Below are 25,633 nucleotides of genomic sequence, written 5' to 3'. Positions count from 1 at the left end.
CATGCAATCGCAATGCGTGACAGTCGGCACGCCTCCCGACTTCCTCGACGACGACACGGTGGCGGCCTGGAGCGCCTCCCGGGCACCCCTGGTCGACCTCCTGCGCCAGGCCCGCACACCGGGCCGGCTCACCGGCTTCCGCCGCTCCGGCGGGCCGGCGGTCGTGATCACGGAGCCCCGGCACGTGCACCAGGTGCTCGGCGTCGGCGGCGACCGCTTCGTCAAACGGTCGCACCGGGCGCGGCCGCTGCTCGGCGACGGGGTGCTGAGCGCCACGGGCGACGCATGGCGGTCCCAACGGCGGCTGCTCCAGGCGATGTTCACGGGCCGGGGCATCCGGCGCTGGGAGCATCACATCACCGGGGCGGCGGCGCGCGTCGCCGACCGCTGGGCGGACCGGGCCCGCCGGGGCGAGCCCACGGACATCGCCGAGGACGTGCAGTTCTTCACCGTCGACACGATCTGGCGCTCGCTGACCGACCGTCCGCTGGACCACGCGACGTACGTCGACCTGGCGGCGGTGCAGGACATCGTCGCGGTACTGCCCGCCGACGGCGGCGGCGCGGCGCTCCCGCCCGAGGCGGTGGCCGGCATCGCGGCGCTCGACGAGCGGATGAGCCGGGCCCTCGCCGCCGCCCGGACCCGTCACGCGGCCGACGGCGGAGGCGTGAGCGTCCTGCACCGGCTGCTCGACGCCGCCGGGACCGATCCGGCGTACACGGACCGGCTGATCCGCGACGAACTGGTCACGCTGCTCGTCGCCGGGTACGAGAGCAGTGCCCGCACCCTGACCTGGGCCTTCGTGCTCCTCGACCGGCACCCCGAGGTCATGGAGCGGGCCGCGGGCGACGCCGGGGCCGTCCAGGGGGTGATCTCCGAGACCCTGCGGCTGTACCCGACGGCCTGGCTGCTGCCCCGGCACAGCCCGGCGGACGAGACGCTGGACGGCTGGCACATCGCGGCCGGCACGGACCTGCTCGTCTGCCCGTACCTCACCCATCGCGATCCGGAGGTGTGGCCGGACCCCGAGCGGTTCGACCCGGGCCGCTTCGCCGCCCGTACGCCGCCGCCCGGCGCGTACCTCCCCTTCGGCATCGGCCCGCGCGCCTGCCTCGGCACCCGCTTCGCGATGCGGGAGATGGAGGAGCTGCTCGGCGCGCTGCTCGCCCGGTTCACCGTCGAGGTGACCGGGCCGGCGGGCGAGCCCGTGTTCGGCATCAACCTGCGGCCGGCCGGGCCCCTGCACGCCCGGATCCGCGAGCGGACGTGAACGCGCACGCCCCCGACCCGCACGCCCCTGACCCGCACACCTCCGACCCGCACGCCTTCGGTGCGCCCGCCCCCGGTACGCCTGCCCCCGACCCGCGCCCCTTCGGTACGCCCGCTCCCGGCACCTCCGGCTCCGGCGCGCACCGCCCCGAGCGCCCGGACCGCGTCGAGCGCGTGGACTACGTCGATCCCGGGGACCGGGTGGTGGCGCAGGGCCGCCGTGCCGCCGTGGCACCGGACGGGCTGCTCCGCCGGTACGCGGCGACCGTCTGCACCGACCGCGCCGGCCGGGTCCTGCTCTACCGACGGACCGCCTCGGCCCGGGCCTACCCCGGCCACTACGACGTGCTGGTGGGCGGGGCGGTGCGGACCGGCGAGGAGTACCGGGCGGCCGCGCTCCGCGAGCTCCGGGAGGAACTGGGGTGGGCGACGGCGCCCGGTCTCGCCGAGGTCTACCGGGTCCGCGTCGACGACCCGCACGGCGCCTGCTTCCTGACGGTCCACCGCTGGGCCGCGGACCGTGCGCCCCGGCCCGATCCGCGGGAGATCGCCTGGTGCGGCTTCGTCTCCCCGCTGGTGGTCGTGACCGGCGGCTACACCCCGCTGGTTCCCGCCGGCGCGGAGGCCGTGCGGCGCCTCTTCCTCCTCTGACCCCCGCCCTCCGTACCGGCTCCCCCGCCTCCGTGCCCGCTTCCCCACCCTCCGTACCGCCCCACCCTCCGTACCGCCCCACTCTCCGTACCGCCCCACTCTCCGTACCGCCCCACTCTCCGTACGACACCGATGAAGGACACCCCATGCCGATGTACTGCGCGCTGCCCTTATCCGGCGCCTCCCTCGCCGTCCCGGGCCGGGCGTCCGGGCCGACGCCGCCAGGGAATCCCCTCGACCGCGCCCGGGCGCACCTGGCCACCCGGCTCGTGGCGGCCGCCGGGCCGGACGGCCTGCTGCGGGCGCCGTGCGACAGCCGGCTCCTGGAGTCCGCGCTCGCCCTGCGGCTGCTCACGGTGACGGGGGTGGACCCGGACGCCCAGGAGCGGCTCACCCGCCGTCTGAAGACGGCCCTCGACGAGGGCGCCCCCGACCCGTTGCAGGAGGCGGCGGCCCGGGCGGCACTCGGCGAGTACGCGGACGGGCGGGCCGCGCTGACCCGGCTGCTCGGCGGCTTCGACCACTTCACGGCCGCCCGCAAGCGGCTGATGTTCCAGACGGTCCTGGCGGAGCTGGGCGCCGACGCCTTCCCCGAACTCCCCTCCCCCGAAGCGGTCTTCGACGCGCGTGGCCAACAGCGGTGGCTGGTCACGGAGATGGCCGCGCTGAAGGTCCTGTACGCCTTCGGCACCGGCGCCCCGCACCTGGTCGGCGAGGACGACTGGCGGGTCCTCGCCCCGTCCTCGCTCCCCGGCCCGCCCCCGTACGGCAACCACCTCGCGCGGCTCCTCGCCCTGCTGGCGCTCCGGCGCCGCCCCCGGTACACGACGGCCGTCCGGGCGCGGGCGCGGGAGCTGCGCGACGGGCTGCACGAGGACGGCGGGCTGCCGTTCATCACGGGCATGGACGTGTTCGCCACGGCGACCGGCGGTCTCGCCCTGGCCGGCGCGGGTGCCCCCGCGCACACCCTGCGGGCCCTGGCCACGGCCCTGGCGGAGCACCGGAACCCGGACGGCGGCTGGGGCTTCGACCGGGGTGTCGCCCAGAGCGACGTCGACGACACCTCGTACTGCGTGGAATTCCTGCGCGCGGTGGCCCCGGAGCGGTTCGGGGCCGAGGTGGCGGCCGGCGAGCGGTATCTGCTGGCGCGGCAGGGCGAGGACGGCGGCTTCCCGACCTTCGAGCGCGGGACCGCCTCCGAGGCGGCGATAACGGCGGCGGCGGTGAACGCGCTGGCGCCCGAGCCGGCGCACCGGCCGGCGGTGGAGGCGGCGGTCCGGTTCGTCGCGGCACGGCAGGAGGCCGCCGGGCCGTTCGAGCGCAGCTGGAGCCTGAACGAGAGCAACGCCCTGTTCCGTACCGTCCTCGCCTGCGACTCCTTCCGGGCCGTGTCGCCCGGCCACCCGGCCGGGACCGAGGTCGCCCGGGCCCGGGAGCGGGCGGTGGCCCGGCTCGTGGACACCCAGAACGCGGACGGCGGGTGGGGGCACCTGCCGTCCGACCCGAGCGACCCGATCAGCACGGCGTACGCGCTGATCGCGGTGGCGCGGACGCCCGCCTCGCCGCCGGCCAGGGGCGCGACCGAGCGGGCGGTGCGCCACCTTCTGGAGCGGCAGCGGCCGGACGGCGGCTTCGTCTCCCGCCCTGACCAGGCCGGGCCGCGGCCGCTGGCCTATCACGTACCGCTCCTGACGGACGTGTGCGTCCTGCTCGGCCTGAACCACGCGCGCGCGGCCGCCGGCCGCTGAGACCGCCCGCGTCCACCGGCGGCCGCCGGGTCGGGCGGCCCGGGCACCCGGGCAGCCGCCCCGGCCGCCCGGGCTCCACCGGCAGTCCCCGAGACCGCCCGGCTCGCCCCGGCAGCCCTGGGCACCGCCCGCCTCGCCCCCGGCAGCCCTGGAGACCGCCCGCCTCGCCCAGGCGGCCGCCGAGACCGCCCGGGCGCCCTAAGCGCAGCCGCTCAGGGCGTCCGGGTCGACGGCGTCGAGGCGGGCGGCCAGGGCGTCGAGGCGCTCGCGCAGTCCGCGGATCTCGTCGAGTTCGAGGCCGGTGGCGGCGGCGATGCGCCGCGGGACGCCGAGGGCCTTCTCCTTCAGGGCGGCCCCGTCGCCGGTGAGGCGGACGGTGACGGACCGCTCGTCCTCGGGGCTGCGGCGGCGCTCGACGTATCCGGCCGCCTCCAGCCGCTTGAGCAGCGGCGACAGGGTGCCGGAGTCGAGCCGGAGCCGCTCGCCGATCCCCTTCACGGGCAGCTCGCCGTGCTCCCAGAGCACGAGCATGGCGAGGTACTGCGGATAGGTGAGCCCGAGCTCCTTGAGGGCCTCGCGGTACACGCCGTTGAAGGCGCGGGTCGCCGCGTGCAGCGAGAAGCAGATCTGGTGGTCGAGCCGGAGGAAGTCCTCGTCCGGGACGGTGTCGAGCGTCTCCATGACTCCAGGATACGCGAGACCCCTCACACGCGATTGAGTTGTGCACAACTTAATCGTGCGCTACTAATAGAGAGCCACCCCACCGCAGGACAGGACAGGACGGAAGAACCATGGACGCGATCTACACCGCAGTCGCCACCGCGAACGGCCGCGAGGGCCGGGCCGTCAGCTCCGACGGCCACATCGACCTCCCCCTCGCCCACCCCCAGGCCCTCGGCGGCAACGGCCTGGGCACCAACCCCGAGCAGCTCTTCGCCGCCGGGTACGCGGCCTGCTTCGCCAGCGCGATGGGTCTGATCGCCCGCCAGGAGAAGATCGACATCTCCGAGGCGTCGGTGACCGCCGAGGTCTCCATCGGCAAGGACCCCGCCGACGGCGGCTTCGGGCTGGCGGTCGTGATGCGCGCCGAGTTCCCCGACCACCTCCAGGGCGAGCCGGGCCTGAACCTCCTGGAGAAGACCCACGCCTTCTGCCCGTACTCCAAGGCCACCCGCGGCAACATCAAGGTCGAGCTGGTCGTCGAGTAGGTTCCTGTCGGTTTTTGAGCGCCTCCGTGGGTCAATGGCCCACCGGGGGCGTTCGCTTGTGAGTTTTCACGTCCGGGCACGGGGGATTCGTCTGGCGTACGACGGGCAGTCATGGGACGGCTGCCGGGCAGTGGTTCGCGGGCGCTCTCCTTGGGGCGCCCGTCGGCCGGTCCGCCCGGCCGCCGCATCCGCACCCCACCGTCCGTACGACACCCGGAGGGCAACTCCCCCATGACCGACCTCAATCGCCGCCGGTTTCTCCAGCTGACCGGCGGCGCCGCCGCGTTCACGCTCCTCTCGGAGAGCATCGCCCGCGCCGCCTCCATACCGGCGCAGGGCTCCACCGGCACCATCCAGGACGTCGAGCACATTGTCGTCCTGATGCAGGAGAATCGTTCCTTCGACCACTATTTCGGGGCGATGAAGGGCGTACGGGGCTTCGGCGACCCGCGTCCCGTGACCCTGCCCAGCGGGAAGTCGGTCTGGAACCAGGCGGACGGCGGCGGCAAGGTCACCCTGCCGTTCCGTCCGACCAGCGACAAGCTGGGCATGGAGTACCTCCAGGGGCTCAACCACGACTGGGCGGGCGGCCAGAGCGCCTTCAACAAGGGCAAGTACGACAACTGGATTGCGGCCAAGACCAAGGCCACCATGGCGCACCTCACCCGTGAGGACATCCCGTTCCACTACGCGCTCGCCGACGCCTTCACCATCTGCGACGCGTACCACTGTTCGTTCATCGGCTCCACCGACCCCAACCGCTACTACCTGTGGAGCGGGCACACCGGCAACGACGGCACGGGCGGCGGCCCCGTCCTCAACAACGCCGAGGCGGGCTACGGCTGGACCACCTACCCCGAGCGCCTGGAGGCGGCCGGGGTCTCCTGGAAGGTCTACCAGGACATCGGCGACGGCCTGAACGCCGCCGGCTCCTGGGGCTGGATCAACGACGCCTTCCGCGGCAACTACGGCGACAACTCGCTGCTGTACTTCAACAACTACCGCAACGCCCAGCCCGGCAACCCGCTGTACGACAAGGCCCGCACCGGCACGGACGCCAAGAACGGCGACGGCTACTTCGACGTCCTGCGCGCCGACGTCCAGGCCGGCCGGCTGCCGAAGGTCTCCTGGATCGCCGCCCCGGAAGCCTTCTCCGAACACGCCAACTGGCCCTCCAACTACGGCGCCTGGTACATCGCGCAGGTCCTCGACGCGCTCACCTCGAACCCGGACGTGTGGGCCCGTACGGCCCTGTTCATCACCTACGACGAGAACGACGGCTTCTTCGACCACGTCGTCCCGCCGTACGTCCCCGGCTCGGCGGCGCAGGGCCTCTCCACCGCCCCGACCGCGCTCGACCACTTCGCCGGGAAGGCGGGGTACGTCGCCGGCCCGTACGGCCTCGGCCCCCGCGTCCCGATGATCGTCGTCTCGCCCTGGTCCACCGGCGGGTACACCTGCTCCGAGACCTTCGACCACACCTCGGTCATCCGCTTCATGGAGAGCCGCTTCGGGGTGCGCGAAACCAACATCTCGCCCTGGCGGCGGGCCGTCTGCGGCGACCTGACCACCGCCTTCGACTTCACCCGCACCCAGACGCAGGCGGCCGCGCTCCCGCCGACCGCGGGCTACTACCCGCCGGACCGCAACCGCCACCCCGACTTCCTGGCCACCGCCCCGGCCGTCGGCACGATGCCCCGCCAGGAGCCGGGCGCCAAGCCCACCCGCCCGCTGAAGTACGCCCCCTACGTCGACGGCAGCGCGGACACCGCGGCCGGCACCTTCCGCCTCGCGTTCAGCGGCGGCCCGGCGGCCGGCGCCCAGTTCTACGTCACCTCGGCCAACCGCACCGACGCCCCCTGGACGTACACGGCCGAGGCGGGCAAGTCGATCGCCGACACCTGGAACACCAAGTACTCCAAGGGTGTCACCGACCTCACCGTCCACGGCCCCAACGGCTTCCTGCGCCGCTTCCGCTCCCCCGGCAAGACCGCCGTCCCCGAGGTCAACGCCCGGCACAACGCCACCACGGGCAACCTGGACCTCACCTTCACCAACGCGGGCACGGCCGACGCCCGCCTCACCGTCACCCACGCCTACGCGGGCGGCCCGCGCACCGTCACGGTCCCCCGCGGCGCCACCGTCACCCACACCGTCGACCTGAGCACCAGCCGCGCCTGGTACGACGTGACGATCACCTCGGACACGTCCGCCGACTACGTCCGGCGCCTCGCCGGGCACGTGGAGACCGGCGCCCCGGGCGTCACGGACCCGGGCATCCTGACGTACTGACCCGGTGCGGCGGGTGCGGCCCCTCGCCCGCGCCCGCCGCCACCGCGCCCGCCGCCGAGCAGGCCGCCCCGGCGACCGCGATACTCGGAGGTGGGCACCCTGGCCCGGCATCCCGAGGAGGCACGAGCAGACCGACGGCCCCAAGGGATGCCCGGCAGAGCGACCGCGAGCTGCGAGGTGACTTCCATGAGCCAGCACACACCCACCGGCGGGCAGGGGAACGCCGGTACCGCACCGAGAAAGGCGCAACGGTCCGAAAGCGGCATCGCCGGCGGAGGCACCGTGTTCGCCGCGGTGCTGCTGTCCGTCTCCGGCGTCATGGCCGTCCTCCAGGGCATCGCGGCCATCGCCGAGGACGACGTGTACGCCCGGCTCGGCAGCTATGTCTTCGAGTTCAACCTGACCGCCTGGGGCTGGATCCACGTCGTCCTCGGCGCCGTCGTCGTCCTGACCGCGGTGGGCCTCTTCATGGGCTCGAACGCGGCGAGGGCGGCGGGCATCTGCCTGGTCAGCCTCAGCCTGATCGCCAACTTCCTCTGGCTGCCGTACCAGCCGTGGTGGGCGATCACGATCATGGCGATCGACGTGTTCATCGTCTGGGCGCTGTGCGCCAGCTGGACGCACACCGCCGACTGACCCGGTCCCCAGGTGTTCCGACGGCCGGTACAAGGGCCAGGCAGGAGGGTTCCCGATGCCCCGGAAAGCGACCACGTCGATGCGCGCGGCACGCCACGCCACTCCGCAGGAGCGCGCCGCGCTCGGCAGGAAGGCCCGGCGCCGCTCACCGCGGTCGGGCCACTCCGTGTACCGGCCGGCCGGCGACCGGCCCGACCCGCTGACGATCCTGGAGGCGCAGTCGTCGACACGGGTCCCCGAGCTCGTCCCGATCCGCTACGGCCGCATGACCGAGTCCCCGTTCCGCTTCTACCGCGGCGCCGCCGCGATCATGGCGTCCGACCTGGCCGGCACCCCTCGCTCGGGGCTCACGGCCCAGCTGTGCGGGGACGCGCACATGCTGAACTTCCGCCTCCTCGCCTCACCGGAGCGGCAGTTGATGTTCGACATCAACGACTTCGACGAGACGCTCCCGGGCCCCTGGGAATGGGACGTCAAACGGCTGTCGGCGAGCCTCGTCATCGCCGCCCGGGCGAACGGCTTCGACGACGCCGAGCGCTCCCGCATCGTCCGGCGCACGGTCCGCGCGTACCGCGAGGCGATGATCCGCCTCGCGGGCATGCGCACCCTCGACGTCTGGTACGCGAAGATCGACGCGGACCGCCTCGAAGCGCTGGCCACGGACGCGCTCCACAAGCGCGGCCGGAGGAACCTGGCCCGCGCCATGGCCAAGGCCCGTACCCGTGACAGCCTGCAGGCGTTCGACCGGCTCACCGAGACGGTCGACGGCCGGCGGGTGATCGCGGCGGACCCCCCGCTGCTCGTTCCGGCGGCCGACCTGCTGCCCGACGTCGAGCGCAACGCCCTCGAAAAGCAGTTCCGCCGCCTGATCGAGCAGTACGGCGCCACCCTGCCGTCCGACCGGCGCACGCTCCTGGCGGACTATCGCCTGGCCGACGTCGCCCGCAAGGTGGTCGGCGTCGGCAGTGTCGGCACCCGCTGCTGGATCTTCCTGCTCCTCGGCCGGGACGACCAGGACCCGCTCTTCCTCCAGGCCAAGGAGGCGGACACCTCCGTGCTCGCCCCGCACGTGGGCGCGAGCGCGTACCGCAACCAGGGCGAGCGCGTCGTCGCCGGCCAGCGGCTGATGCAGGCCACCAGCGACATCTTCCTCGGCTGGGAGCGCGTGGACGGGTTCGACGGCCGACGGCGCGACTTCTACGTGCGCCAGTTGCGCGACTGGAAGGGCATCGCGATGCCGGAACGGATGCGCCCCAGGGACATGGCGGCGTTCGGCGACCTGTGCGGGGTCACGCTGGCCCGCGCGCACGCGCGCTCCGGCGACCGGATCGCCATCGCCGCGTACCTGGGCGGCGGTGACTCCTTCGACCGCGCCCTCGCGACCTTCGCGGAGCTCTACGCCGACCAGAACGAGCGCGACCACCAGGCCCTGGTCGACGCCGTACACGCGGGCCGGCTGCCCGCGGAGGAACTGCCGTCGGCCTGACCGGAGCAGGCCCGCCGGGTCACGGCGCGAGGGGCGGGCCGCCGTGCTCGTCGCCCCGCGCCTCCAGGCTCCGCAGGCGCCGGCCCTCCTGGACCGCGCCCAGCAGGAATCGGGCCGCCACGCCGATGAGCAGGAAGTTGGCCGTCATCTGCCCGGTGGTCAGCAGCCGGGCGAATTCGGTGCGCGGGGTGATGTCGCCGAAGCCGACCGTGCTGAACACGGTCATCGTGAAGTAGAGGGCGTCGGTACGGGACAGTGTCTCGCTGAAACTCTCGGGTGCGCTGCGCCCCAGCAGGTAGTAGGTGGCGGAGAAGAGCAGTACGAAGAACGGCAGCGCCGTCGCCACCGCCGCGATGGCCCGGAGTCCCGGGCGTGCGGCGCGTATGACCGTGCGCACCTGCCAGGCGATGAGCAGGGCCACCAGCACGACGCCGCCGACGAGCACCGCCACGGTGCCCGCGTCGAAGGACGAGTCCAACGGCAACAGGTAGTAGGCGGCCAGCACGGCCGCCAGCGACAGCATCGCCCGCACCGCGGTGAGCACGGCCGACCGGCGGACCCCCGGATTCCCGTCCACGTTTCCCCTCTCGCTCGCACGGAACGCGTGACCGTGCCACACCCCTGCCGGCGGGCGGTCACTGTCCCAGGGGACCCCGGCGCCCTGCGGCAGGCGCACCGGGAGATCACCGTCCCGGCGGAAGCCGTACTCCGCCGACCGGGTGACACGGCCCTGGCCGGTCCCCGCCCGGCGTGCGGCGAACGCCGCCCCGGCGCAGTCTGGAGGCAATTCGTCTCGCCGGACCGCGGGCTTCCGAACGGCTGCCGCGGTCCGTCACGACCGGCAGGAGATCGGCGATGAAGGACTCGATGGTGACCCTGGCAGCGGACTACCCGCTGCTGAACGTGTTCTGGACCATGCTGATGCTGTTCCTGTGGGTCCTGTGGTTCATGCTGCTGTTCCGCATCATCGGCGACATCTTCCGCGACGACGAGCTGGGCGGCTGGGGCAAGGCGGGGTGGACCGCCTTCGTCATCCTGCTGCCCTTCCTGGGCGTGTTCGTCTACCTGATCGCCCGCGGGCGCACCATGGGCGAGCGCGAGCTGAAGCGGATCCAGCAGAACGAGGAGCAGTTCCGCACCTATGTGCGCGAGACCGCCGGGAGCGGCGGCAGCCAGGCGGACGAACTGGCCCGGCTCGCCGAGCTGAAGAACAGCGGCGCGATCACGGAAGCCGAGTTCGCGCAGGCCAAGGCGAAGGTCCTCGCGAGCTGACGGGGCCGGCCGGAGCACGGCTCAGGCGCGGGGTGCGCGCCCATGGTCCTCGACCTGTTCCTCATCGGCCTGGCCATCACGCTCTACCCCCTGCCGGTCATGGCCTTCGTGCTGGTCGTGTCCGCGCCCCGCGGGGTGTACAAGGGGCTGGCCTTCATCCTCGCCTGGCTCGCCTGCCTCGTGGCGGTGATCGCCATGGTCCTGCTGTTCACGGGCGGGCAGCCGCCCGCGCCCCGCTCCGCGCCCTCGATCGCGGCGCTCGCGGCGACGCTGGTCATCGGCGTGAGCCTGATCGTCTACAGCGAGCACCGGCGTCGCCGAAGCCGCCGCGCCGTCGCCGCCGCGGCCGCTTCTCCCGCCTCCCCGCCCGCCGGGGAGGCGGAGGGGTCCGGCGGTTCCGGGCGGTCGCTGCCCTCCCGGATGGACCAGGCCACCGGATGGTCGGCGGCCGGGCTCGCCGTTCTCCTGCAGCCCTGGGGGATGGTCAGCGCCGCGGCCACCACCGTCGTGAAGGCCGACCTCTCCCATGCCGAGTCCTTCCTGGTCCTCCTCGGCTTCTGCGTCCTGGCCACCGCCAGCCTGCTGGCCATGGAGCTGTACATGGTGTTCGCGCCGGAGAAGGCCCAGCTCAGCCTGGCGCGCCTGCGCGCGTGGCTGACGCGCCACAAGGACCCGGCGATCGTCCTCACCTGTCTCCTGCTCGGGCTGTGGCTCGTCGGCCGGAGCCTGTACCAGCTCACGGGATGAGCCCCCGCCCAGGGGCAGTTCGCGGGTGCCGTGGGATGTCGGATCCGGCATCCGGCATCAGAATGGGCGATATCCACTGTTCGCCCCGGTTTGGAGACATCCATGAAGGATCTCAAGTTCGAGCAGAAGCGCTCGTTGTCGCGCCTCGAAGCGGCCGCTCAGCTCACGGCGCTCGCGGCGGCACTGAGGGAAGGCGGCGAAGTCGACCTGGAGTTCGGCCTCGGGACGCTGACCCTGAACATTCCCGAGGACCTCCGCACCGAGGTGGAGGTCGAGGTCGCCGACGGAGAGGTCGAGCTGGAGATCGAACTCAAGTGGCCGACAGCACCGAGCCGGAAGGCCCGGGAGACGGAACCGAAGAAGCCCGCCCCGAAGGGCAAGACCCCGACGGCGGGCAAGGAGAAGCCCGCGCCCAAGGCGAAGACCCCGACGCCGAGCACGGCAAAGACCGCGCCGAAGGGCAGGACCCCGGCCGCGAGCACCGCGAAGACCCCGCCGAAGGCGAAGACCCCGACACCCGGCACGACAAAGACCACGCCGAAGGGCAAGACCCCGGCCGCGAGCACCGCGAAGACCGCACCGGCCGGTAAGACCCCGGCGGGCGCGAAGAAGGCCGCGCCGAAGGGGAAGGGCGCGCCCGCCAAAGCCGGGCCGACCGGCGCCGGCACGAAGCGGGGCAGCGCCGGTACGAAGAAGGGCACGAGCGCCAAGCCGCCCGCCGCGAAGAAGCGCTGAGCGAGGCCGTGAGGAGGGCCGCCCATGGCGGAGACCGATGCCCGGCCGGAGGAGTCCGACAGCGGGGAGCAGCCCCTGGAGGCGGACCGGCTGCGCGACCTGCTCCTCGCCCCCGGCTATCTCCAGGCGCTCGCCTTCTCCGCCCTCGTCGGCGTCCCGGTCTCGCTCGTCGCGTTCTGGTTCCTCGCCGGGCTGCACAAGCTGGAACACCTCGTGTGGGCGGACCTGCCCCACGAGCTGGGCTGGGACACCCCGCCGTGGTGGTGGCCGCTCCCCCTGCTCCTCGTCGCGGGGGTCGTCGTCGGGCTGGTCGCCGTGCGTCTGCCCGGTGGCGGCGGGCAGGTCCCCGCGTCCGGCCTGCACGCCGGCGGGGCCGCGCCGGTCACGCTGCCGGGCGTCCTGATCGCCGCGACCGCGAGCCTGCCCCTGGGTGCGGTGCTGGGACCGGAGGCACCGCTGATCGCTCTGGGCGGCGGTCTGGCCCTGCTCTTCCGCGGCCTCGTCCGGGGTCCGGCGACCCCGAAGACCACGATGCTGCTGGCGGCGGCCGGGGCCGCGGCCGCCATCGCGGCGATCTTCGGCAACCCGCTGGTCGCCGCGGTGCTCCTGATGGAGGTGGCGGGGGCCGGCGGGCCGCAGCTGTTCGCGGTCATGCTTCCCGCCCTGCTGTCCAGCGGCGTCGGGGCCCTCGTCTTCACCGGTTTCGGGCACTGGACCGGGCTGGAGACGGGCAGCCTCAGCCTCCGTCTGCCCATGCCGTTCCCCCGTCTGGACGCGGGGGACGTGCTCTGGACGATCGCCCTCGCCCTCGCCGTCGCCGTCTTCCTCCACCCGGTCCTGACGGCCGCCCGGCGGGTCGCCGCCTTCGTCTCCGCCGGAGTGCTCGGCCGTACCGTGCTGTGCGCCGTGGCGGCGGCGGCCTGCGCCGCGCTCTACGCCCTGATCACCGGCCGCACCCCCGCGGACGTGGCCCTGTCGGGCCAGGCCACCCTGGGCCGGCTGGCCGCCGACCCGCAGGCGTGGGGGGTGGGGGCACTGGTCGCCGTGCTGCTCTTCAAGGGCGTCGCGTACGCCCTCTGCCTGGGCAGCCTGCGCGGCGGCCTCGTCTTCCCCGCCCTCTTCCTGGGCGCCGCCGCCGGCGTCCTGGTGGCCCCCCTGCCCGGCCTGGGCCTCGCCCCGGCGATGGCGGCGGGCATGGCGGCCGCCTCGGCCGCCACCCTGCGCCTGCCGGTCAGCAGCGTCGCCCTCGTCGCCCTCCTGCTGGGAGGCGTCGCGATGATGCCCGTCGTGATCCTCGCGGCGGTGATCGCCTTCGTCACGACGGAGCTGCTGCCCCGGGACACCTCCTCCGGCTGACGCGGACGAGCCGCGGGCCCCGGCGGCGCATATGGGTGATCCCGGCGTGTCGCTGCCGTGACCCGCGCCACCCGGGTGCACCGTGGTGCATGAAAAAGCTCGTGGCGCAGGGAAAAACCTTCCTGCGTCCACGAGCGGTGGTGGGGCGGGTGGGACTCGAACCCACGGCCGACGGATTATGAGTCCGCTGCTCTAACCGGCTGAGCTACCGCCCCGATCGATGAGGCGCGTACATGTGTGCGCGCCGTCTGCCGCAGCATAGCCGCTCATACGATCTCCTGCTCCGGAAGATCGGCTCTGCTGACCAGGAAGACCGCGCAGCGCAGCGCATGGTTCCCGGAGACGCGAAAAAGGACCCCGAAGGGTCCTCTTCCTGGTGGCTCCCCCGACTGGACTCGAACCAGTAACCCTCCGGTTAACAGCCGAATGCTCTGCCAATTGAGCTACAGGGGATCGCGCTCCCCCGACTGGACTCGAACCAGTAACCTGCCGGTTAACAGCCGGCTGCTCTGCCAATTGAGCTACAGGGGATTGCTGCGTTGCACCGAACGTACCCAGTCCGGCTGAACCGGGAGGGCGCTCGTTCGCTGCGAGACATACATTAGCGCAAGCAGGGGGGTGCTCCGCCAATCGGTATCCCCAGGACCTCCAGGGAAGGATCGCAGCCGTGCGGTACAAGCTGACCTTCGTCGTGGGCCTAGCCCTCGGTTACGTGGTGGGTACGCGGGCAGGCCGCGAGCGCTACGAGCAGATGAAGAAGTCCGCGAAGGACTTCACCAGGAACCCGGCCGTGCGCAACGCCGCCGAGTCGGCCGCGCAGACCGGACGTCAGGTCGCGGGCAAGGCCGCCCACCTCGTGGGCGACAAGGTCGGCGACCGACTGCCCGCCTCGGTCACCAACCGGGTGCAGTCGCTGCGCGACCGCGGCCGGGTGAACGGCAAGGTCGAAGAGGACGACTGGGGCACGAGCAACACCTGAGGGCCCCGCGTGCGGCAGAATCATGTGCCATGGGGATAGTCGCCGGACTGGACAGCTCTGCTGAGTTCACACGCATCGTCGTCTGTGACACGGACACGGGTGCCGTACTGCGCCAGGGGTACGCACCTCACCCCGGTGAACCGAAGGCCGTCGACGTCGATCCGCAGGCGTGGCTGCTCTCGCTCGGGGAGGCCGCCACCGGCGGGATCCTGGAGGGCGTGGAGGCCATCGGCGTCTCCGCGCAGCAGCACGGGCTCGTGCCCCTCGACGCACAGGGCGGCCTGGTGCGGCCCGCGCTCGTCCGCAACGACAGGCGGGCCCAGGTGGCCGCCGCCGACCTCGTCGAGTCGCTGGGCGGACGGCAGGCGTGGGCCGAGGCCGTGGGCTGCGTCCCCGGTCCCGGGCAGGCGGTCGCCAAGCTGCGCTGGCTGGCCCGGACCGAGCCCGACCACGCCCGCCGGATCGCGATGATCCTCCAGCCGCACGACTGGCTGGTCTGGCAGCTCCTGGGCCGGCCGGCCCGCCGCACCACCGACCGCGGCGCCGCCTCCGGCACCGGCTACTGGTCCGCCCGCACCGGCTCCTACCGCCCCGACCTGGTCGAACTGGCCCTCGGTCACCAGGCCATGCTGCCCGAGGTCCTCGGGCCGGCCGAGGCGGCCGGCACCACCCCCGAGGGGCTGCTGATCTCCGCCGGCACCGGCGAGACGATGGCCGCCGCCCTCGGCCTCGGTCTGGGGCTCGGCGACGCGGTCGTCTCGCTCGGCGCCTCCGGCTCCGTGATGGCCGTCCACCACGAGGCCCTCGCCGACCCCGGCGGCATGATCACCTCCTTCGCCGACGCCACCGGCATGCACCTGCCCGTCGTCCACACCTCCAACGCGGTACGGGCGCTGCGCGGCACCGCCGAGATGCTGGGCACCGAATCCCTCGAAGAGCTCTCCGCGCTCGCCCTGAAGTCGACCCCGGGCGCCTCCGGGCTCGTCCTGCTGCCCTATCTGGAGGGCGAGCGGACCCCGAACCTGCCGCACACCGCGGGCACGCTCAGCGGGCTGCGGCGCGAGTCGATGAAGCCCGAGCACCTGGCGCGGGCGGCGTTCGAGGGCATGCTCTGCGCGCTCGCCGACGCCCTGGACGTGCTGCGCGGGCGGGGTGTCGAGGTACGCCGGATCTTCCTGCTCGGCGCCGCGGGCGCCCTGCCGGCCGTGCAGGCGCTGGCGCCGGCGCTGTTCGGCGCGCAGGTCGTCGTCCCCCAGCCGGCCGACTACGCGGCACTCGGTGCGGCCCGGCAGGCCGCGTGGGCCCTCGGGGCGGCCCGGGGCACCCTGTCGCCGGCCACTCCCCCGGCGTGGCAGGGCGCGGCCGCGCAGATCCTGGAGCCGGGCGACGAACGGGCGGCGGGCCAGGCGGTACGCCAGCAGTACGTGGCCACGCGGGAGCAGATCCATCCGGGCGCCTTCGGCGGGTAGGACGCCGCGGGAACGGTTCGTAAAGTCTTCCCCAGGGCTCGCCCCGCACGGCAAAACCGAGTCGTAACGCCCCGAGGCCGCGGGCGATAGTGGAGCCGTGCTCATAAGACTTCTCCGAACCCATCTGCGGCCCTACCGAAAACCGATCGCGCTGCTCGTCCTGCTCCAGTTCCTGCAGACCTGCGCGAGCCTCTACCTGCCGACCCTGAACGCCGACATCATCGACAACGGTGTCGTGAACGGGAACACCGGCTACATCCTGCGGTTCGGCGCCCTGATGATCGGCGTGTCCGTTGTGCAGGTCGTCTGCAACATCGGGGCCGTGTTCCACGGCGCCCGGACGGCGTCCGCGCTCGGCCGTGACGTGCGCGGCGCGGTCTTCGACCGCGTGCAGTCGTTCTCCGCGCGGGAGCTCGGCCACTTCGGCGCGCCCTCGCTGATCACCCGCACGACCAATGACGTGCAGCAGGTCCAGATGCTGGTCCTGATGGGATTCACCCTGATGGTCTCCGCGCCCATCATGTGTGTCGGCGGCATCGTGATGGCGCTCGGCCAGGACGTGCCCCTTTCGGGCGTACTGCTCGCGGTGGTTCCGATCCTCGCCGTCTCCGTCTCGCTGATCGTGCGCCGGATGAGGCCGCTCTTCCGGACCATGCAGGTGCGGCTCGACACCGTGAACCGGGTGCTGCGCGAGCAGATCACCGGCAACCGGGTGATCCGGGCCTTCGTGAAGGACGGGTACGAGGAGGAGCGGTTCCGCGGGGCCAACGCGGAGCTCACGGACGTGTCGATGTCGACCGGCCGGCTGATGGCGCTGATGTTCCCGGTCGTGATGACCGTCGTGAACATCTCCAGCGTGGCCGTCGTCTGGTTCGGCGCGCACCGCATCGACAGCGGCGGGATGGAGATCGGCGCGCTGACCGCCTTCCTCGCCTATCTGATGCAGATCGTGATGGCCGTCATGATGGCCACCTTCATGTTCATGATGGTGCCGCGGGCCGAGGTGTGCGCGGAGCGCATCGAGGAGGTCCTCTCGACCGAGTCCAGCGTCGTACCGCCGTCCCGGCCGGTGACGGAGCTCGACCGGCGCGGACACCTGGAGGTCCGGGGCGCCGACTTCCGGTATCCGGGTGCGGAGGAACCGGTCCTCACCGACGTCGCCCTGGTCGCCCGCCCCGGCGAGACCACGGCCGTCATCGGCTCCACCGGCAGCGGCAAGTCGACCCTCCTCGGACTCGTCCCCCGCCTCTTCGACGCCACCGGCGGCACAGTCCTCGTCGACGGCGTCGACGTCCGCGAACTCGACCCCCGACTCATGGCCAAAACCGTCGGCCTCGTCCCCCAGAAGCCCTACCTCTTCTCCGGAACCGTCGCCACCAACCTCCGCTACGGCAAACCCGACGCCACCGACGACGAACTCTGGCACGCCCTCGAAGTCGCCCAGGCCGCCGACTTCGTACGACAGCTGGAAGCCGGGCTCAACGCCCCCATCGCGCAGGGCGGCACCAACGTCTCCGGCGGCCAGCGGCAACGGATCGCCATCGCGCGGACCCTGGTGCAGCGGCCGGAGATCTACCTCTTCGACGACTCCTTCTCCGCGCTCGACTACGAGACGGACGCCCTGCTCCGGGCCGCGCTGGCCCGGGAGACGGCGGACTCGACCGTGGTGATCGTCGCCCAGCGCGTCTCCACCATCCGGGACGCCGACCGGATCGTCGTCCTCGACGAGGGCCGGGTCGTGGGCACCGGACGGCACCGGGAACTGATGGCGGACAACGAGACGTACCGGGAGATCGTGCTCTCCCAGCTGACCGAGGCGGAGGCAGCCTGATGGCCGGTCCTGGCGGACGCATGATGGCCGGTGGCGGCCCCGACCAACGGTCGATGGACTTCAAGGGCTCGGGCAAGCGGCTGCTGAGGCAGCTGGCGCCCGAGCGCGGCACGCTCTGGGTGATGCTCTTCGCCGGTGTGCTGTCGGTGGCGGCCTCCGTGGTCGGCCCGAAGATCCTCGGCAAGGCGACCGACCTCGTCTTCGCGGGCGTCGTCGGCCGGCAGATCGAGAGCGGGACGAAGGCGGAGGCGATCGCGGGGCTGCGCGCCTCGGGCGACGACGGCATGGCGGACATGCTGTCCGGGGTCGACTTCACGCCGGGTCAGGGCATCGACTTCGCCGCGGTCGGCGAGGTGCTGCTCGTGGTCCTCGGGGTGTACGTGGCGGCGGGCCTGCTCATGCTGGTCTCCACCCGCATGTCGATCAAGGTGATCAACCGGACGGTCTACCGGATGCGGGAGGACGTCCAGACGAAGCTGGCGCGCCTGCCCCTGTCGTACTTCGACAAGGCGAAGCGCGGCGAGGTGCTGTCCCGGGCGACCAACGACATCGACAACATCTCGCAGACGCTCCAGCAGTCGATGGGCCAGCTGATCAACTCGCTGCTCACCATCGTCGGCGTCCTCGGCATGATGTTCTGGATCTCGCCGCTGCTCGCCCTGGTGGCGCTCGTGACGGTGCCGGTGTCGGTGTTCGTCGCGGCGAAGATCGGCAAGCGGTCGCAGCCGCACTTCGTCCAGCAGTGGAAGTCCACGGGCACGCTCAACGCGCACGTGGAGGAGATGTACACCGGGCACACCCTGGTGAAGGTCTTCGGCCGGCAGGAGGAGTCCGCGCGGGACTTCCGCGAGCAGAACGAGGCCCTCTACGAGGCCGGGTTCAAGGCGCAGTTCAACAGCGGTGTGATGCAGCCGGTGATGGTGTTCCTCTCGAACATCAACTACGTCCTGGTGGCCGTCGTCGGCGGTCTGAAGGTGGCGAGCGGCACGCTCTCCATCGGTGACGTGCAGGCGTTCATCCAGTACTCGCGCCAGTTCTCGATGCCGCTGACGCAGGTCGCGTCGATGGCGAACCTGGTGCAGTCGGGCGTCGCCTCCGCCGAGCGGATCTTCGAGCTGCTCGACGCCGAGGAGCAGGCGCCGGACACCCCGGCCGACGAGCTGGGGACGTCCCCGGCCGACCGCAGGGGGACGGCCGACCTCAAGGGCAAGGTCGCCCTGGAGGACGTCTCCTTCCGCTACGAGGCCGACAAGCCGCTCATCGAGGACCTGTCGCTCACCGTCGAACCGGGCCAGACGGTCGCCATCGTCGGCCCCACCGGCGCCGGCAAGACGACGCTGGTGAACCTCCTCATGCGGTTCTACGAGGTGACCGGCGGCCGGATCACCCTGGACGGGGTGGACATCACCCGGATGACCCGCGAGGAGCTGCGGACCGGCATCGGCATGGTCCTCCAGGACACCTGGCTCTTCGGCGGCACCATCGCGGAGAACATCGCGTACGGCGCCACCCGCGAGGTGACCCGGGAGGAGGTCGAGGAGGCCGCGCGGGCCGCGCACGCCGACCGGTTCGTCCGCACCCTGCCCGACGGCTACGACACGGTCATCGACGACGACGGGGCGGGGGTCAGCGCGGGCGAGAAGCAGCTGATCACCATCGCCCGGGCGTTCCTGTCCGACCCGGTGATCCTCGTCCTCGACGAAGCCACCAGCTCCGTCGACACCCGCACCGAGGTGCTCATCCAGAAGGCGATGGCCCGTCTCGCCCACGGCCGCACCTCCTTCGTGATCGCGCACCGGCTCTCCACCATCCGGGACGCGGACGTGATCCTGGTGATGGAGAACGGCTCGATCGTCGAACAGGGCACCCACACCGAGCTGTTGGCGGCCGGCGGGGCCTATGCCCGGCTGTACGCCGCGCAGTTCGCGCGGGCGGTGGCGGAAGTCGACTGACCCGGCGTGTGGCCCATGCCGCACGATGTGCGGCATGGGTCATACGGCGACGCCGTCGCCTTCGGGGAGTTCATCCGGAAGTCGGGCGGCTGGAAGTTCGCGGGGATCGGTCAGGGGTACGCCTCCGGGCTCGCCGGGCTCGTGAGGCGTCGTCCGCGACGGTCACGGGCGACGGCGACCAGGTGGTCACCGTGGCTTCGACGCCGACGGCCCGTGGACGCTCGCGGTCGACGAGCTCGACTAGTCGAGGTAGCCGCGCAGCTGGTCGGCGTAGGCGTGGTCCCGCAGTTTGGTGAGGGTCTTGGACTCGATCTGGCGGATGCGTTCGCGCGTCACGCCGAAGATGCGTCCTATCTCCTCCAGGGTGCGGGGCCGGCCGTCGTCGAGGCCGTAGCGGAGCTGGACGACCTTCCGTTCGCGTTCGCCGAGGGTGGAGAGGACGTCCTCCAGGTGGCGGCGGAGCAGCAGGAAGGCGGCGGACTCGACGGGTGAGGCGGCGTCGCCGTCCTCGATGAGGTCGCCGAGGGCGACGTCGTCCTCCTCGCCGACGGGGGCGTGCAGGGAGACCGGTTCCTGGGCGAGGCGCAGGACCTCGCCGACCCGTTCGGGGGCCAGGTCCAGCTGGGCGGCGACCTCCTCGGCGGTGGGTTCGTAGCCGCGTTCCTGGAGCATGCGGCGCTGGACGCGGATGACCCGGTTGATGAGTTCGACGACGTGCACGGGGACGCGGATGGTCCGGGCCTGGTCGGCGAGGGCCCGGGACATGGCCTGGCGGATCCACCAGGTGGCGTAGGTGGAGAACTTGTAGCCGCGGGCGTAGTCGAACTTCTCGACGGCCCGGATGAGGCCGAGGTTCCCCTCCTGGACGAGGTCGAGCATGGTGAGGCCGCGGCCCACGTACCGCTTGGCGACGGAGACGACGAGGCGGAGGTTGGCCTCGATCAGCTTCCGCTTGGCGATCCGGCCGAGGACGACGATCCGGTCCAGGTCGCCCGCCAGCCGGGAGTCCAGGTCGGGGGTACTGGCGAGCTTCTCCTCGGCGAAGAGCCCGGCCTCGACGCGGCGGGCGAGTTCGACCTCCTCCTCGGCGGTGAGCAGCGGGATGCGGCCGATCTCGCGGAGGTACTGGCGGAAGAGGTCGGAGGAGGGCCCGTTGCCGCCGAGGTCGGTCCTGCGCCGCTGGACCGGGACCTCGGGGCGTTCGGCCTGCTCGTCCGGTTCGGTGGTCTGGATCTCGGTCTGCACGGCGGGCGACCTCCAGGTGGGGCGGAACGGCACCGTCGTCCAGTGTGGGGTACGACACATCGCCGCCACGAGGGGCGTGCGGTGACTTTTTGAATCCGGACCGTGACCGACGGTCAGAGTGCGGCGGCGCCGTTGTTCCGCAGGGACTGCCCGTACTGGGTGAGCACCCACAGCTCGTTCTGGACGGCCGTGTGCTGTTCCGGGTCGCCGTGGGCGCCGAGCCGGGCCAGGGTGCCCTGGACGTCGCGGATGCGGCGGTCGACGGCGCGGAGCCGGACGGTGACGAGCTGGTCGCCGGCGTATGCCTCGTCGACGTTCTTGGCGAAGATCGTCTCGACGGCGAGTTCGGTGACGAGGGCGCGGACCGTGTCGTTCGGGGCGGCCTCGCGGACGGTGGCGAGGTAGTCGGAGGGGGCGCCGGTGGCGCCGCCCGCGTCCTGGACGCACTGGCGTACGGCGGCGTACGGCGGGGCGGTGAACTCGTCGATGCCGTACGCGTCGAAGGCCGGGGAGACCAGTTCGGGGCGCTGGAGGGCGAGCTTGAGCAGTTCGCGCTCGGTGCGGTGGGCGGGGCTGCGCAGGTTGAGCGCGGGCCCGGAGGGGGCGGCCGTCGGGGCCGGGGTGTCGTAGCCGCGCTGCGGGGCCGGCTGCGCCGGGCCCTTGCCGCCGCGGTCGCGGGCCCAACGGGCGAGCTGGGCGACCCGCTTGACGACGAACTGGGTGTCGAGGATGCCGAGCATGCCGGCGAGCTGGACGGCGACCTCGTGCTGGGCGCCGATGTTCTTGATGCGGGCGACGACGGGGGCGGCCTCGTCGAGGGCGGCGGCGCGGCCGGCCGGGGTCTCCAGGTCGTAGCGCTTCACGATCTGGCGGAGCGCGAACTCGAAGAGGGGGGTGCGGGGCTCGGCCAGCTCCGCGACGGCGGCGTCGCCCTTGGCGAGCCGCAGGTCGCAGGGGTCCATGCCGTCGGGGGCGATGGCGATGTACGTCTCGGCGGCGAACTTCTGGTCGTCCTCGAAGGCGCGCAGGGCGGCCTTCTGGCCGGCGGCGTCGCCGTCGAAGGTGAAGATGACCCGGGCCGAGCCGTTGTCCATGAGGAGGCGGCGGAGGATCTTGATGTGGTCGCCGCCGAAGGCGGTGCCGCAGGTGGCGATGGCGGTGGTGACGCCGGCGAGGTGGCAGGCCATGACGTCGGTGTAGCCCTCGACGACGACGGCCCGGCTGACCTTGGCGATGTCCTTCTTGGCCAGGTCGATGCCGTACAGCACCTGGGACTTCTTGTAGATCGGCGTCTCGGGCGTGTTGAGGTACTTGGGGCCGTTGTCGTCGTCGCGGAGCTTGCGCGCGCCGAAGCCGACGACCTCGCCGCCGACGTCCCTGATCGGCCACATGAGGCGGCCGCGGAAGCGGTCGATGGGGCCGCGGCGGCCCTCCTGGGAGAGGCCGGAGACGGTCAGTTCCTTGTCGGAGAAGCCCTTGCCGCGCAGGAAGCGGGTGAGGTGGTCCCAGCCGGCCGGGGAGTACCCGACGCCGAAGTGCTCGGCGGCGGCCTGGTCGAAGCCGCGCTCGGCGAGGAACTTCCGGCCGATCTCGGCCTCGGCCGAGCCGAGTTGGTCGACGTAGAACTGGGCGGCGGCCTTGTGCGCCTCGACGAGGCGGATGCGCTCCCCGCGCTGGTGGCCGGGGTTGTAGCCGCCCTCCTCGTACCGCAGGGTGATGCCCGCCTTCGCGGCGAGACGCTCGACCGTCTCCGAGAAGGAGAGGTGGTCGATCTTCATCACGAAGGCGATGGTGTCGCCGCCCTCCTGGCAGCCGAAGCAGTGGAAGAGTCCCTTGCCCGGGCTGACCTGGAAGGAGGGCGACTTCTCGTCGTGGAAGGGGCAGAGCCCCTTGAGGTTTCCGCCGCCCGCGTTGCGCAACTGGAGGTACTCGGACACGACGGCGTCGATCGGGACCGCGTCCCGTACCGCCTTCACGTCGTCATCGTTGATCCTGCCTGCCACGCATGAAGTCTACGGGGACGCGGAGGGTGTCAGAGGAGTGTCTCCAGGGGGACGGAGGGGTCGGCGAGGGCCTCGGGGTCCACGGCCGTACGGGAGCGGATGAGGTCCTGGATGGGCTCTGTGACGTCCCACACATTCACGTTCATGCCGGCCAGGACCCGGCCCTCCTTCAGCCAGAAGGCGATGAACTCGCGCTTGCCTGTGTCGCCGCGCACCACGACCTGGTCGTACGTGCCGGGGGGTGCCCAGCCCGAGTACTCCATGCCCAGGTCGTACTGGTCGGAGAAGAAGTAGGGGACGCGGTCGTACGAGACGTGCTGCCCCAGCATGGCGCGGGCGGCGGCCGGGCCGCCGTTGAGGGCGTTGGCCCAGTGCTCGACCCGGAGCCGGGTGTGCAGGCGCGGGTGGAGGGCGGCGGCCACGTCCCCGGCGGCGTAGATGTCGGGGTCGGAGGTGCGCAGCGACTCGTCGACGGCGATGCCGCCGCCGTCGGCGCGGTCGACGAGCGCGAGCCCGGAGTTCTCGGCGAGGGCGGTACGGGGGGCGGCGCCGATCGCCGCGAGCACGGCGTGCGCCGGGTGCTCCTCGCCGTCGTCGGTGCGGACGGCGAGGACCATGCCGTCCTGGCCGACGATCTCGGTGAGCCGGACGCCGAAGTGGAAGCGGACGCCGTGGTCGGTGTGCAGGTCGGCGAAGAGCTGGCCGAGCTCGGGGCCGAGGACCCGGTGGAGCGGGGTCGGGTCGGCCTCGACGACGGTGACCTCGGCGCCGTAGCCGCGGGCCGCCGCGGCGACCTCCAGGCCGATCCAGCCGCCGCCGGCGATCACCAGGTGGCCGTTGTCCCGGCCGAGGCCGGCGAGGACCTGGCGGAGCCGGTCGGCGTGGGCGAGCCGGCGCAGGTGGTGCACGCCGGCGAGTCCGGTGCCGGGGACGTCGAGGCGGCGCGGCTCGGCGCCGGTGGCGAGGAGCAGCTTGTCGTAGCGGATGACGGTGCCGTCGCCGAGGCGCACCGTGCGGGCGTCGCGGTCGACGGCCGTGACGGACTGGCCGAGGTGCAGCTCGATGTCGTGCGCCGCGTACCAGGCGGCCTCGTGGACGAAGACGCCGTCGCGCTCCTTGGCGCCGGTGAGGTAGCCCTTCGAGAGCGGTGGGCGCTCGTAGGGGTGGTCGCGTTCGTCGCCGATGAGGATCACCCGGCCGTTGAACCCCTCGGCGCGCAGGGTCTCCGCCGCTTTGGCCCCGGCCAGGCCCCCGCCGACGATGACAAAGGTCTGATCTGCGTCGACCACGTCGTTTCCTCCTCTTTGCGACCGCTTCCAACCTACGCCCCCCGGCGTTCGTCGGGCCGTTCCGGCTCGGGGCGTGCATGCGAGCGTCCCGCACGGAGGGGGGTGAGGGAAGAGGACCTACGCCCGGTGGCGGCGGAGGTGGGCGTGGAGGGCCCGGGCGGAGGCGTCGGTGAGGTTGGCGATCTGGTCGACGATGACGCGCTTGCGGGCGCGGTCGTCGCCCGCCGTGTCGAACGCCGCGCGGAACTGCGGTTCGAGGCCGTCGGGGGCGCGGACGACGAGGGCCTCGGCGAGTTCGGCGACGACGATGCGCTGGTCGGCGCGGAGAGCCTCCTGCTCGGCGCGCTGCATCACGTACCGGTCGGCGACGGCCTTGAGGACCGCGCACTCGTTGCGCGCCTCGCGGGGGACGACGAGTTCGGCGGCGTAACGGGTGAGGCGGCCGGAGCCGTACCGCCCGCGGGTGGCGCCCTCGGCGGCGAGGCAGAAGCGGCCGATGAGCTGGCTGCTGGCGTCCTTCAGACGGGCCTGGGCGACGGCCGATCCGTCGTAGCCGTGCGGCCACCACTCCTGGTCGACGAGCCGGTCGAGGGCGTCGGCGAGTTCCTGCGGGTCGGTGTCCTCGGGGACGTAGCGGCCGATGGCGACCGCGAAGACGTCGGCGCGCTCGGGCTCGGCGAAGAGGAGGTTGGGGTCGATGTGCCCGGCGTGCAGGCCGTCCTCGAAGTCGTGGACCGAGTAGGCCACGTCGTCGGACCAGTCCATCACCTGGGCCTCGAAGCACTTGCGGTGGCCCGGGGCGCCCTGCCGGACCCAGGCGAAGACGGGCAGGTCGTCCTCGTACACGCCGAACTTGGGCGAGCCGGGGTCCTCGGGGTGACCGCCGCGCGCCCAGGGGTACTTGGTGGCCGCGTCCAGGGCGGCCCGGGTGAGGTTGAGGCCGACGCTGACCAGCTCCCCGTCGGCGTCCTTGACGAAGCGCTTGGGCTCGATGCGGGTGAGGAGGCGGAGCGACTGGGCGTTGCCCTCGAAGCCGCCGCAGTCCTTGGCGACGTCGTTGAGCGCCTGCTCGCCGTTGTGCCCGAACGGCGGGTGGCCCATGTCGTGGGAGAGGCAGGCCGCCTCGACGAGGTCGGGATCGCAGCCGAGGGCGGCGCCCAGCTCCCGCCCGACCTGCGCGCACTCCAGGGAGTGCGTGAGCCGGGTACGGGGACTGGCGTCCCAGGCGTGGCTGCGGGTGCCGGGGGTGACCACCTGCGTCTTCCCCGCGAGCCTGCGCAGCGCGGCGGAGTGCAGGACACGGGCCCGGTCGCGCTGGAAGGCGGTACGGCCGGGGCGTTTGTCGGGTTCGGCGGCCCAGCGCTCGGTCGCCGCGGGGTCGTAGCCGGGGGTGTCGGTGGTGGTGTCCTGTCCTGAGGTGTCCGTGATGCCTTCCATGCGTCGACGGTAACCGGAGGGACCGACA

At 72.6% G+C, this 25,633-nt stretch carries 21 protein-coding genes, 3 tRNA genes and 1 pseudogene; 16 read left to right on the top strand and 9 right to left on the bottom strand.

Annotation, left to right across the window (positions count from 1 at the left end; genetic code table 11):
- Nucleotides 1-16 precede the first annotated feature (16 nt).
- The 3 genes from ACFVZH_RS05520 (at nucleotide 17) to ACFVZH_RS05510 (ending at nucleotide 3,668) form a co-directional block, all read left to right on the top strand.
- The gene (locus tag ACFVZH_RS05520) at nucleotides 17-1,270 is read left to right on the top strand and encodes a cytochrome P450 (RefSeq protein WP_384893490.1); all 1,254 of its coding nucleotides are present in this window, start codon (nucleotides 17-19) and stop codon (nucleotides 1,268-1,270) included.
- The gene (locus tag ACFVZH_RS05515; protein ID WP_384893488.1) at nucleotides 1,267-1,920 is read left to right on the top strand and encodes an NUDIX domain-containing protein; all 654 of its coding nucleotides are present in this window, start codon (nucleotides 1,267-1,269) and stop codon (nucleotides 1,918-1,920) included. Before ACFVZH_RS05520 ends, ACFVZH_RS05515 begins: the two co-directional genes overlap by 4 nt.
- Before the next feature lie 146 nt (nucleotides 1,921-2,066).
- Complete coding sequence (locus ACFVZH_RS05510) at nucleotides 2,067-3,668, top strand: prenyltransferase/squalene oxidase repeat-containing protein (protein WP_384893486.1); 1,602 nt, start codon at nucleotides 2,067-2,069, stop codon at nucleotides 3,666-3,668.
- 198 nt (nucleotides 3,669-3,866) lie between these two features.
- Here the strand turns inward: ACFVZH_RS05510 and ACFVZH_RS05505 are convergent, their stop codons facing one another.
- On the bottom strand, nucleotides 3,867-4,349 hold the full coding sequence (locus tag ACFVZH_RS05505) for a MarR family winged helix-turn-helix transcriptional regulator (RefSeq protein ID WP_384893484.1): 483 nt from the start codon (nucleotides 4,347-4,349) through the stop codon (nucleotides 3,867-3,869).
- 110 nt (nucleotides 4,350-4,459) lie between these two features.
- Here ACFVZH_RS05505 and ACFVZH_RS05500 point away from each other — a divergent pair, with 110 nt between their 5' ends.
- The 4 genes from ACFVZH_RS05500 to ACFVZH_RS05485 all read left to right on the top strand — a co-directional run bounded on the left by ACFVZH_RS05500 (nucleotide 4,460) and on the right by ACFVZH_RS05485 (nucleotide 9,290).
- Nucleotides 4,460-4,876, top strand: a complete 417-nt coding sequence (locus tag ACFVZH_RS05500; RefSeq protein ID WP_384893482.1) for an organic hydroperoxide resistance protein — start codon at nucleotides 4,460-4,462, stop codon at nucleotides 4,874-4,876.
- A 231-nt stretch (nucleotides 4,877-5,107) separates the two neighbouring features.
- Complete coding sequence (locus ACFVZH_RS05495) at nucleotides 5,108-7,168, top strand: phosphocholine-specific phospholipase C (protein WP_384893480.1); 2,061 nt, start codon at nucleotides 5,108-5,110, stop codon at nucleotides 7,166-7,168.
- A 186-nt stretch (nucleotides 7,169-7,354) separates the two neighbouring features.
- Entirely contained in the window at nucleotides 7,355-7,804 is a 450-nt protein-coding gene (locus ACFVZH_RS05490; protein ID WP_384893478.1) for a hypothetical protein, read from the top strand.
- A gap of 55 nt (nucleotides 7,805-7,859) precedes the next feature.
- Entirely contained in the window at nucleotides 7,860-9,290 is a 1,431-nt protein-coding gene (locus ACFVZH_RS05485) for a DUF2252 domain-containing protein (protein ID WP_384893476.1), read from the top strand.
- A 19-nt stretch (nucleotides 9,291-9,309) separates the two neighbouring features.
- Here ACFVZH_RS05485 and ACFVZH_RS05480 read toward each other — a convergent pair whose 3' ends face one another.
- Entirely contained in the window at nucleotides 9,310-9,867 is a 558-nt protein-coding gene (locus ACFVZH_RS05480; protein WP_384893474.1) for a potassium channel family protein, read from the bottom strand.
- A gap of 278 nt (nucleotides 9,868-10,145) precedes the next feature.
- On the opposite strand from ACFVZH_RS05480, the gene ACFVZH_RS05475 reads away from it, so the two are divergent.
- The 4 genes from ACFVZH_RS05475 (at nucleotide 10,146) to ACFVZH_RS05460 (ending at nucleotide 13,400) form a co-directional block, all read left to right on the top strand.
- Nucleotides 10,146-10,562 (top strand): SHOCT domain-containing protein, encoded by a 417-nt coding sequence (locus ACFVZH_RS05475; protein ID WP_384893472.1) that lies wholly within the window; start codon nucleotides 10,146-10,148, stop codon nucleotides 10,560-10,562.
- Between the two features lie 42 nt (nucleotides 10,563-10,604).
- Nucleotides 10,605-11,309 carry a GAP family protein gene (locus ACFVZH_RS05470; protein WP_384893470.1) on the top strand — a complete coding sequence of 235 codons (705 nt, stop codon included), beginning with the start codon at nucleotides 10,605-10,607 and terminating at the stop codon, nucleotides 11,307-11,309.
- Nucleotides 11,310-11,411: 102 nt separating this feature from the next.
- On the top strand, nucleotides 11,412-12,044 hold the full coding sequence (locus tag ACFVZH_RS05465) for an amphi-Trp domain-containing protein (protein ID WP_384893468.1): 633 nt from the start codon (nucleotides 11,412-11,414) through the stop codon (nucleotides 12,042-12,044).
- A 24-nt stretch (nucleotides 12,045-12,068) separates the two neighbouring features.
- Nucleotides 12,069-13,400: a chloride channel protein gene (locus ACFVZH_RS05460; RefSeq protein ID WP_384893466.1), complete on the top strand. Its 1,332-nt coding sequence runs from the start codon at nucleotides 12,069-12,071 to the stop codon at nucleotides 13,398-13,400.
- 138 nt (nucleotides 13,401-13,538) lie between these two features.
- On the opposite strand, the gene ACFVZH_RS05455 is transcribed toward ACFVZH_RS05460, so the two are convergent.
- The 3 genes from ACFVZH_RS05455 to ACFVZH_RS05445 form a co-directional block, all read right to left on the bottom strand.
- Nucleotides 13,539-13,615, bottom strand: a tRNA-Ile gene (locus ACFVZH_RS05455).
- Between the two features lie 162 nt (nucleotides 13,616-13,777).
- Nucleotides 13,778-13,853 (bottom strand) — tRNA-Asn (locus ACFVZH_RS05450).
- A 5-nt stretch (nucleotides 13,854-13,858) separates the two neighbouring features.
- A tRNA-Asn gene (locus ACFVZH_RS05445) sits at nucleotides 13,859-13,931 on the bottom strand.
- A 136-nt stretch (nucleotides 13,932-14,067) separates the two neighbouring features.
- Here ACFVZH_RS05445 and ACFVZH_RS05440 point away from each other — a divergent pair.
- From ACFVZH_RS05440 to ACFVZH_RS05420, 5 genes and pseudogenes are all read left to right on the top strand, one after another.
- Complete coding sequence (locus ACFVZH_RS05440) at nucleotides 14,068-14,379, top strand: YtxH domain-containing protein (protein ID WP_384893464.1); 312 nt, start codon at nucleotides 14,068-14,070, stop codon at nucleotides 14,377-14,379.
- 29 nt (nucleotides 14,380-14,408) lie between these two features.
- Nucleotides 14,409-15,848: an FGGY family carbohydrate kinase gene (locus ACFVZH_RS05435; RefSeq protein WP_384893462.1), complete on the top strand. Its 1,440-nt coding sequence runs from the start codon at nucleotides 14,409-14,411 to the stop codon at nucleotides 15,846-15,848.
- A gap of 97 nt (nucleotides 15,849-15,945) precedes the next feature.
- A complete protein-coding gene (locus ACFVZH_RS05430) occupies nucleotides 15,946-17,679 on the top strand; it encodes an ABC transporter ATP-binding protein (protein ID WP_384893460.1) in 1,734 nt (577 codons plus the stop codon).
- The gene (locus tag ACFVZH_RS05425; RefSeq protein WP_384893458.1) at nucleotides 17,679-19,631 is read left to right on the top strand and encodes an ABC transporter ATP-binding protein; all 1,953 of its coding nucleotides are present in this window, start codon (nucleotides 17,679-17,681) and stop codon (nucleotides 19,629-19,631) included. Before ACFVZH_RS05430 ends, ACFVZH_RS05425 begins: the two co-directional genes overlap by 1 nt.
- Before the next feature lie 15 nt (nucleotides 19,632-19,646).
- Nucleotides 19,647-19,730 (top strand): annotated as a pseudogene (locus tag ACFVZH_RS05420) (hypothetical protein); the annotation flags it as partial.
- Nucleotides 19,731-19,871: 141 nt separating this feature from the next.
- Here ACFVZH_RS05420 and ACFVZH_RS05415 read toward each other — a convergent pair.
- The 4 genes from ACFVZH_RS05415 to ACFVZH_RS05400 all read right to left on the bottom strand — a co-directional run bounded on the left by ACFVZH_RS05415 (nucleotide 19,872) and on the right by ACFVZH_RS05400 (nucleotide 25,605).
- Nucleotides 19,872-20,936 (bottom strand): RNA polymerase sigma factor, encoded by a 1,065-nt coding sequence (locus ACFVZH_RS05415; protein WP_384893456.1) that lies wholly within the window; start codon nucleotides 20,934-20,936, stop codon nucleotides 19,872-19,874.
- A 53-nt stretch (nucleotides 20,937-20,989) separates the two neighbouring features.
- A complete protein-coding gene (gene dnaG / locus ACFVZH_RS05410) occupies nucleotides 20,990-22,879 on the bottom strand; it encodes a DNA primase (protein ID WP_384893454.1) in 1,890 nt (629 codons plus the stop codon).
- A 29-nt stretch (nucleotides 22,880-22,908) separates the two neighbouring features.
- Entirely contained in the window at nucleotides 22,909-24,168 is a 1,260-nt protein-coding gene (locus tag ACFVZH_RS05405; protein ID WP_384893452.1) for an NAD(P)/FAD-dependent oxidoreductase, read from the bottom strand.
- A 117-nt stretch (nucleotides 24,169-24,285) separates the two neighbouring features.
- Nucleotides 24,286-25,605, bottom strand: coding sequence for a deoxyguanosinetriphosphate triphosphohydrolase (locus ACFVZH_RS05400; protein ID WP_384893450.1), 1,320 nt, complete (start codon nucleotides 25,603-25,605; stop codon nucleotides 24,286-24,288).
- Nucleotides 25,606-25,633 lie beyond the last annotated feature (28 nt).

This window comes from Streptomyces sp. NPDC059534 (assembly GCF_042743475.1).
In the GTDB taxonomy this organism is placed as follows: Bacteria; Actinomycetota; Actinomycetes; order Streptomycetales; family Streptomycetaceae; genus Streptomyces.
This window is presented reverse-complemented; position numbering and strand designations above follow the sequence as displayed.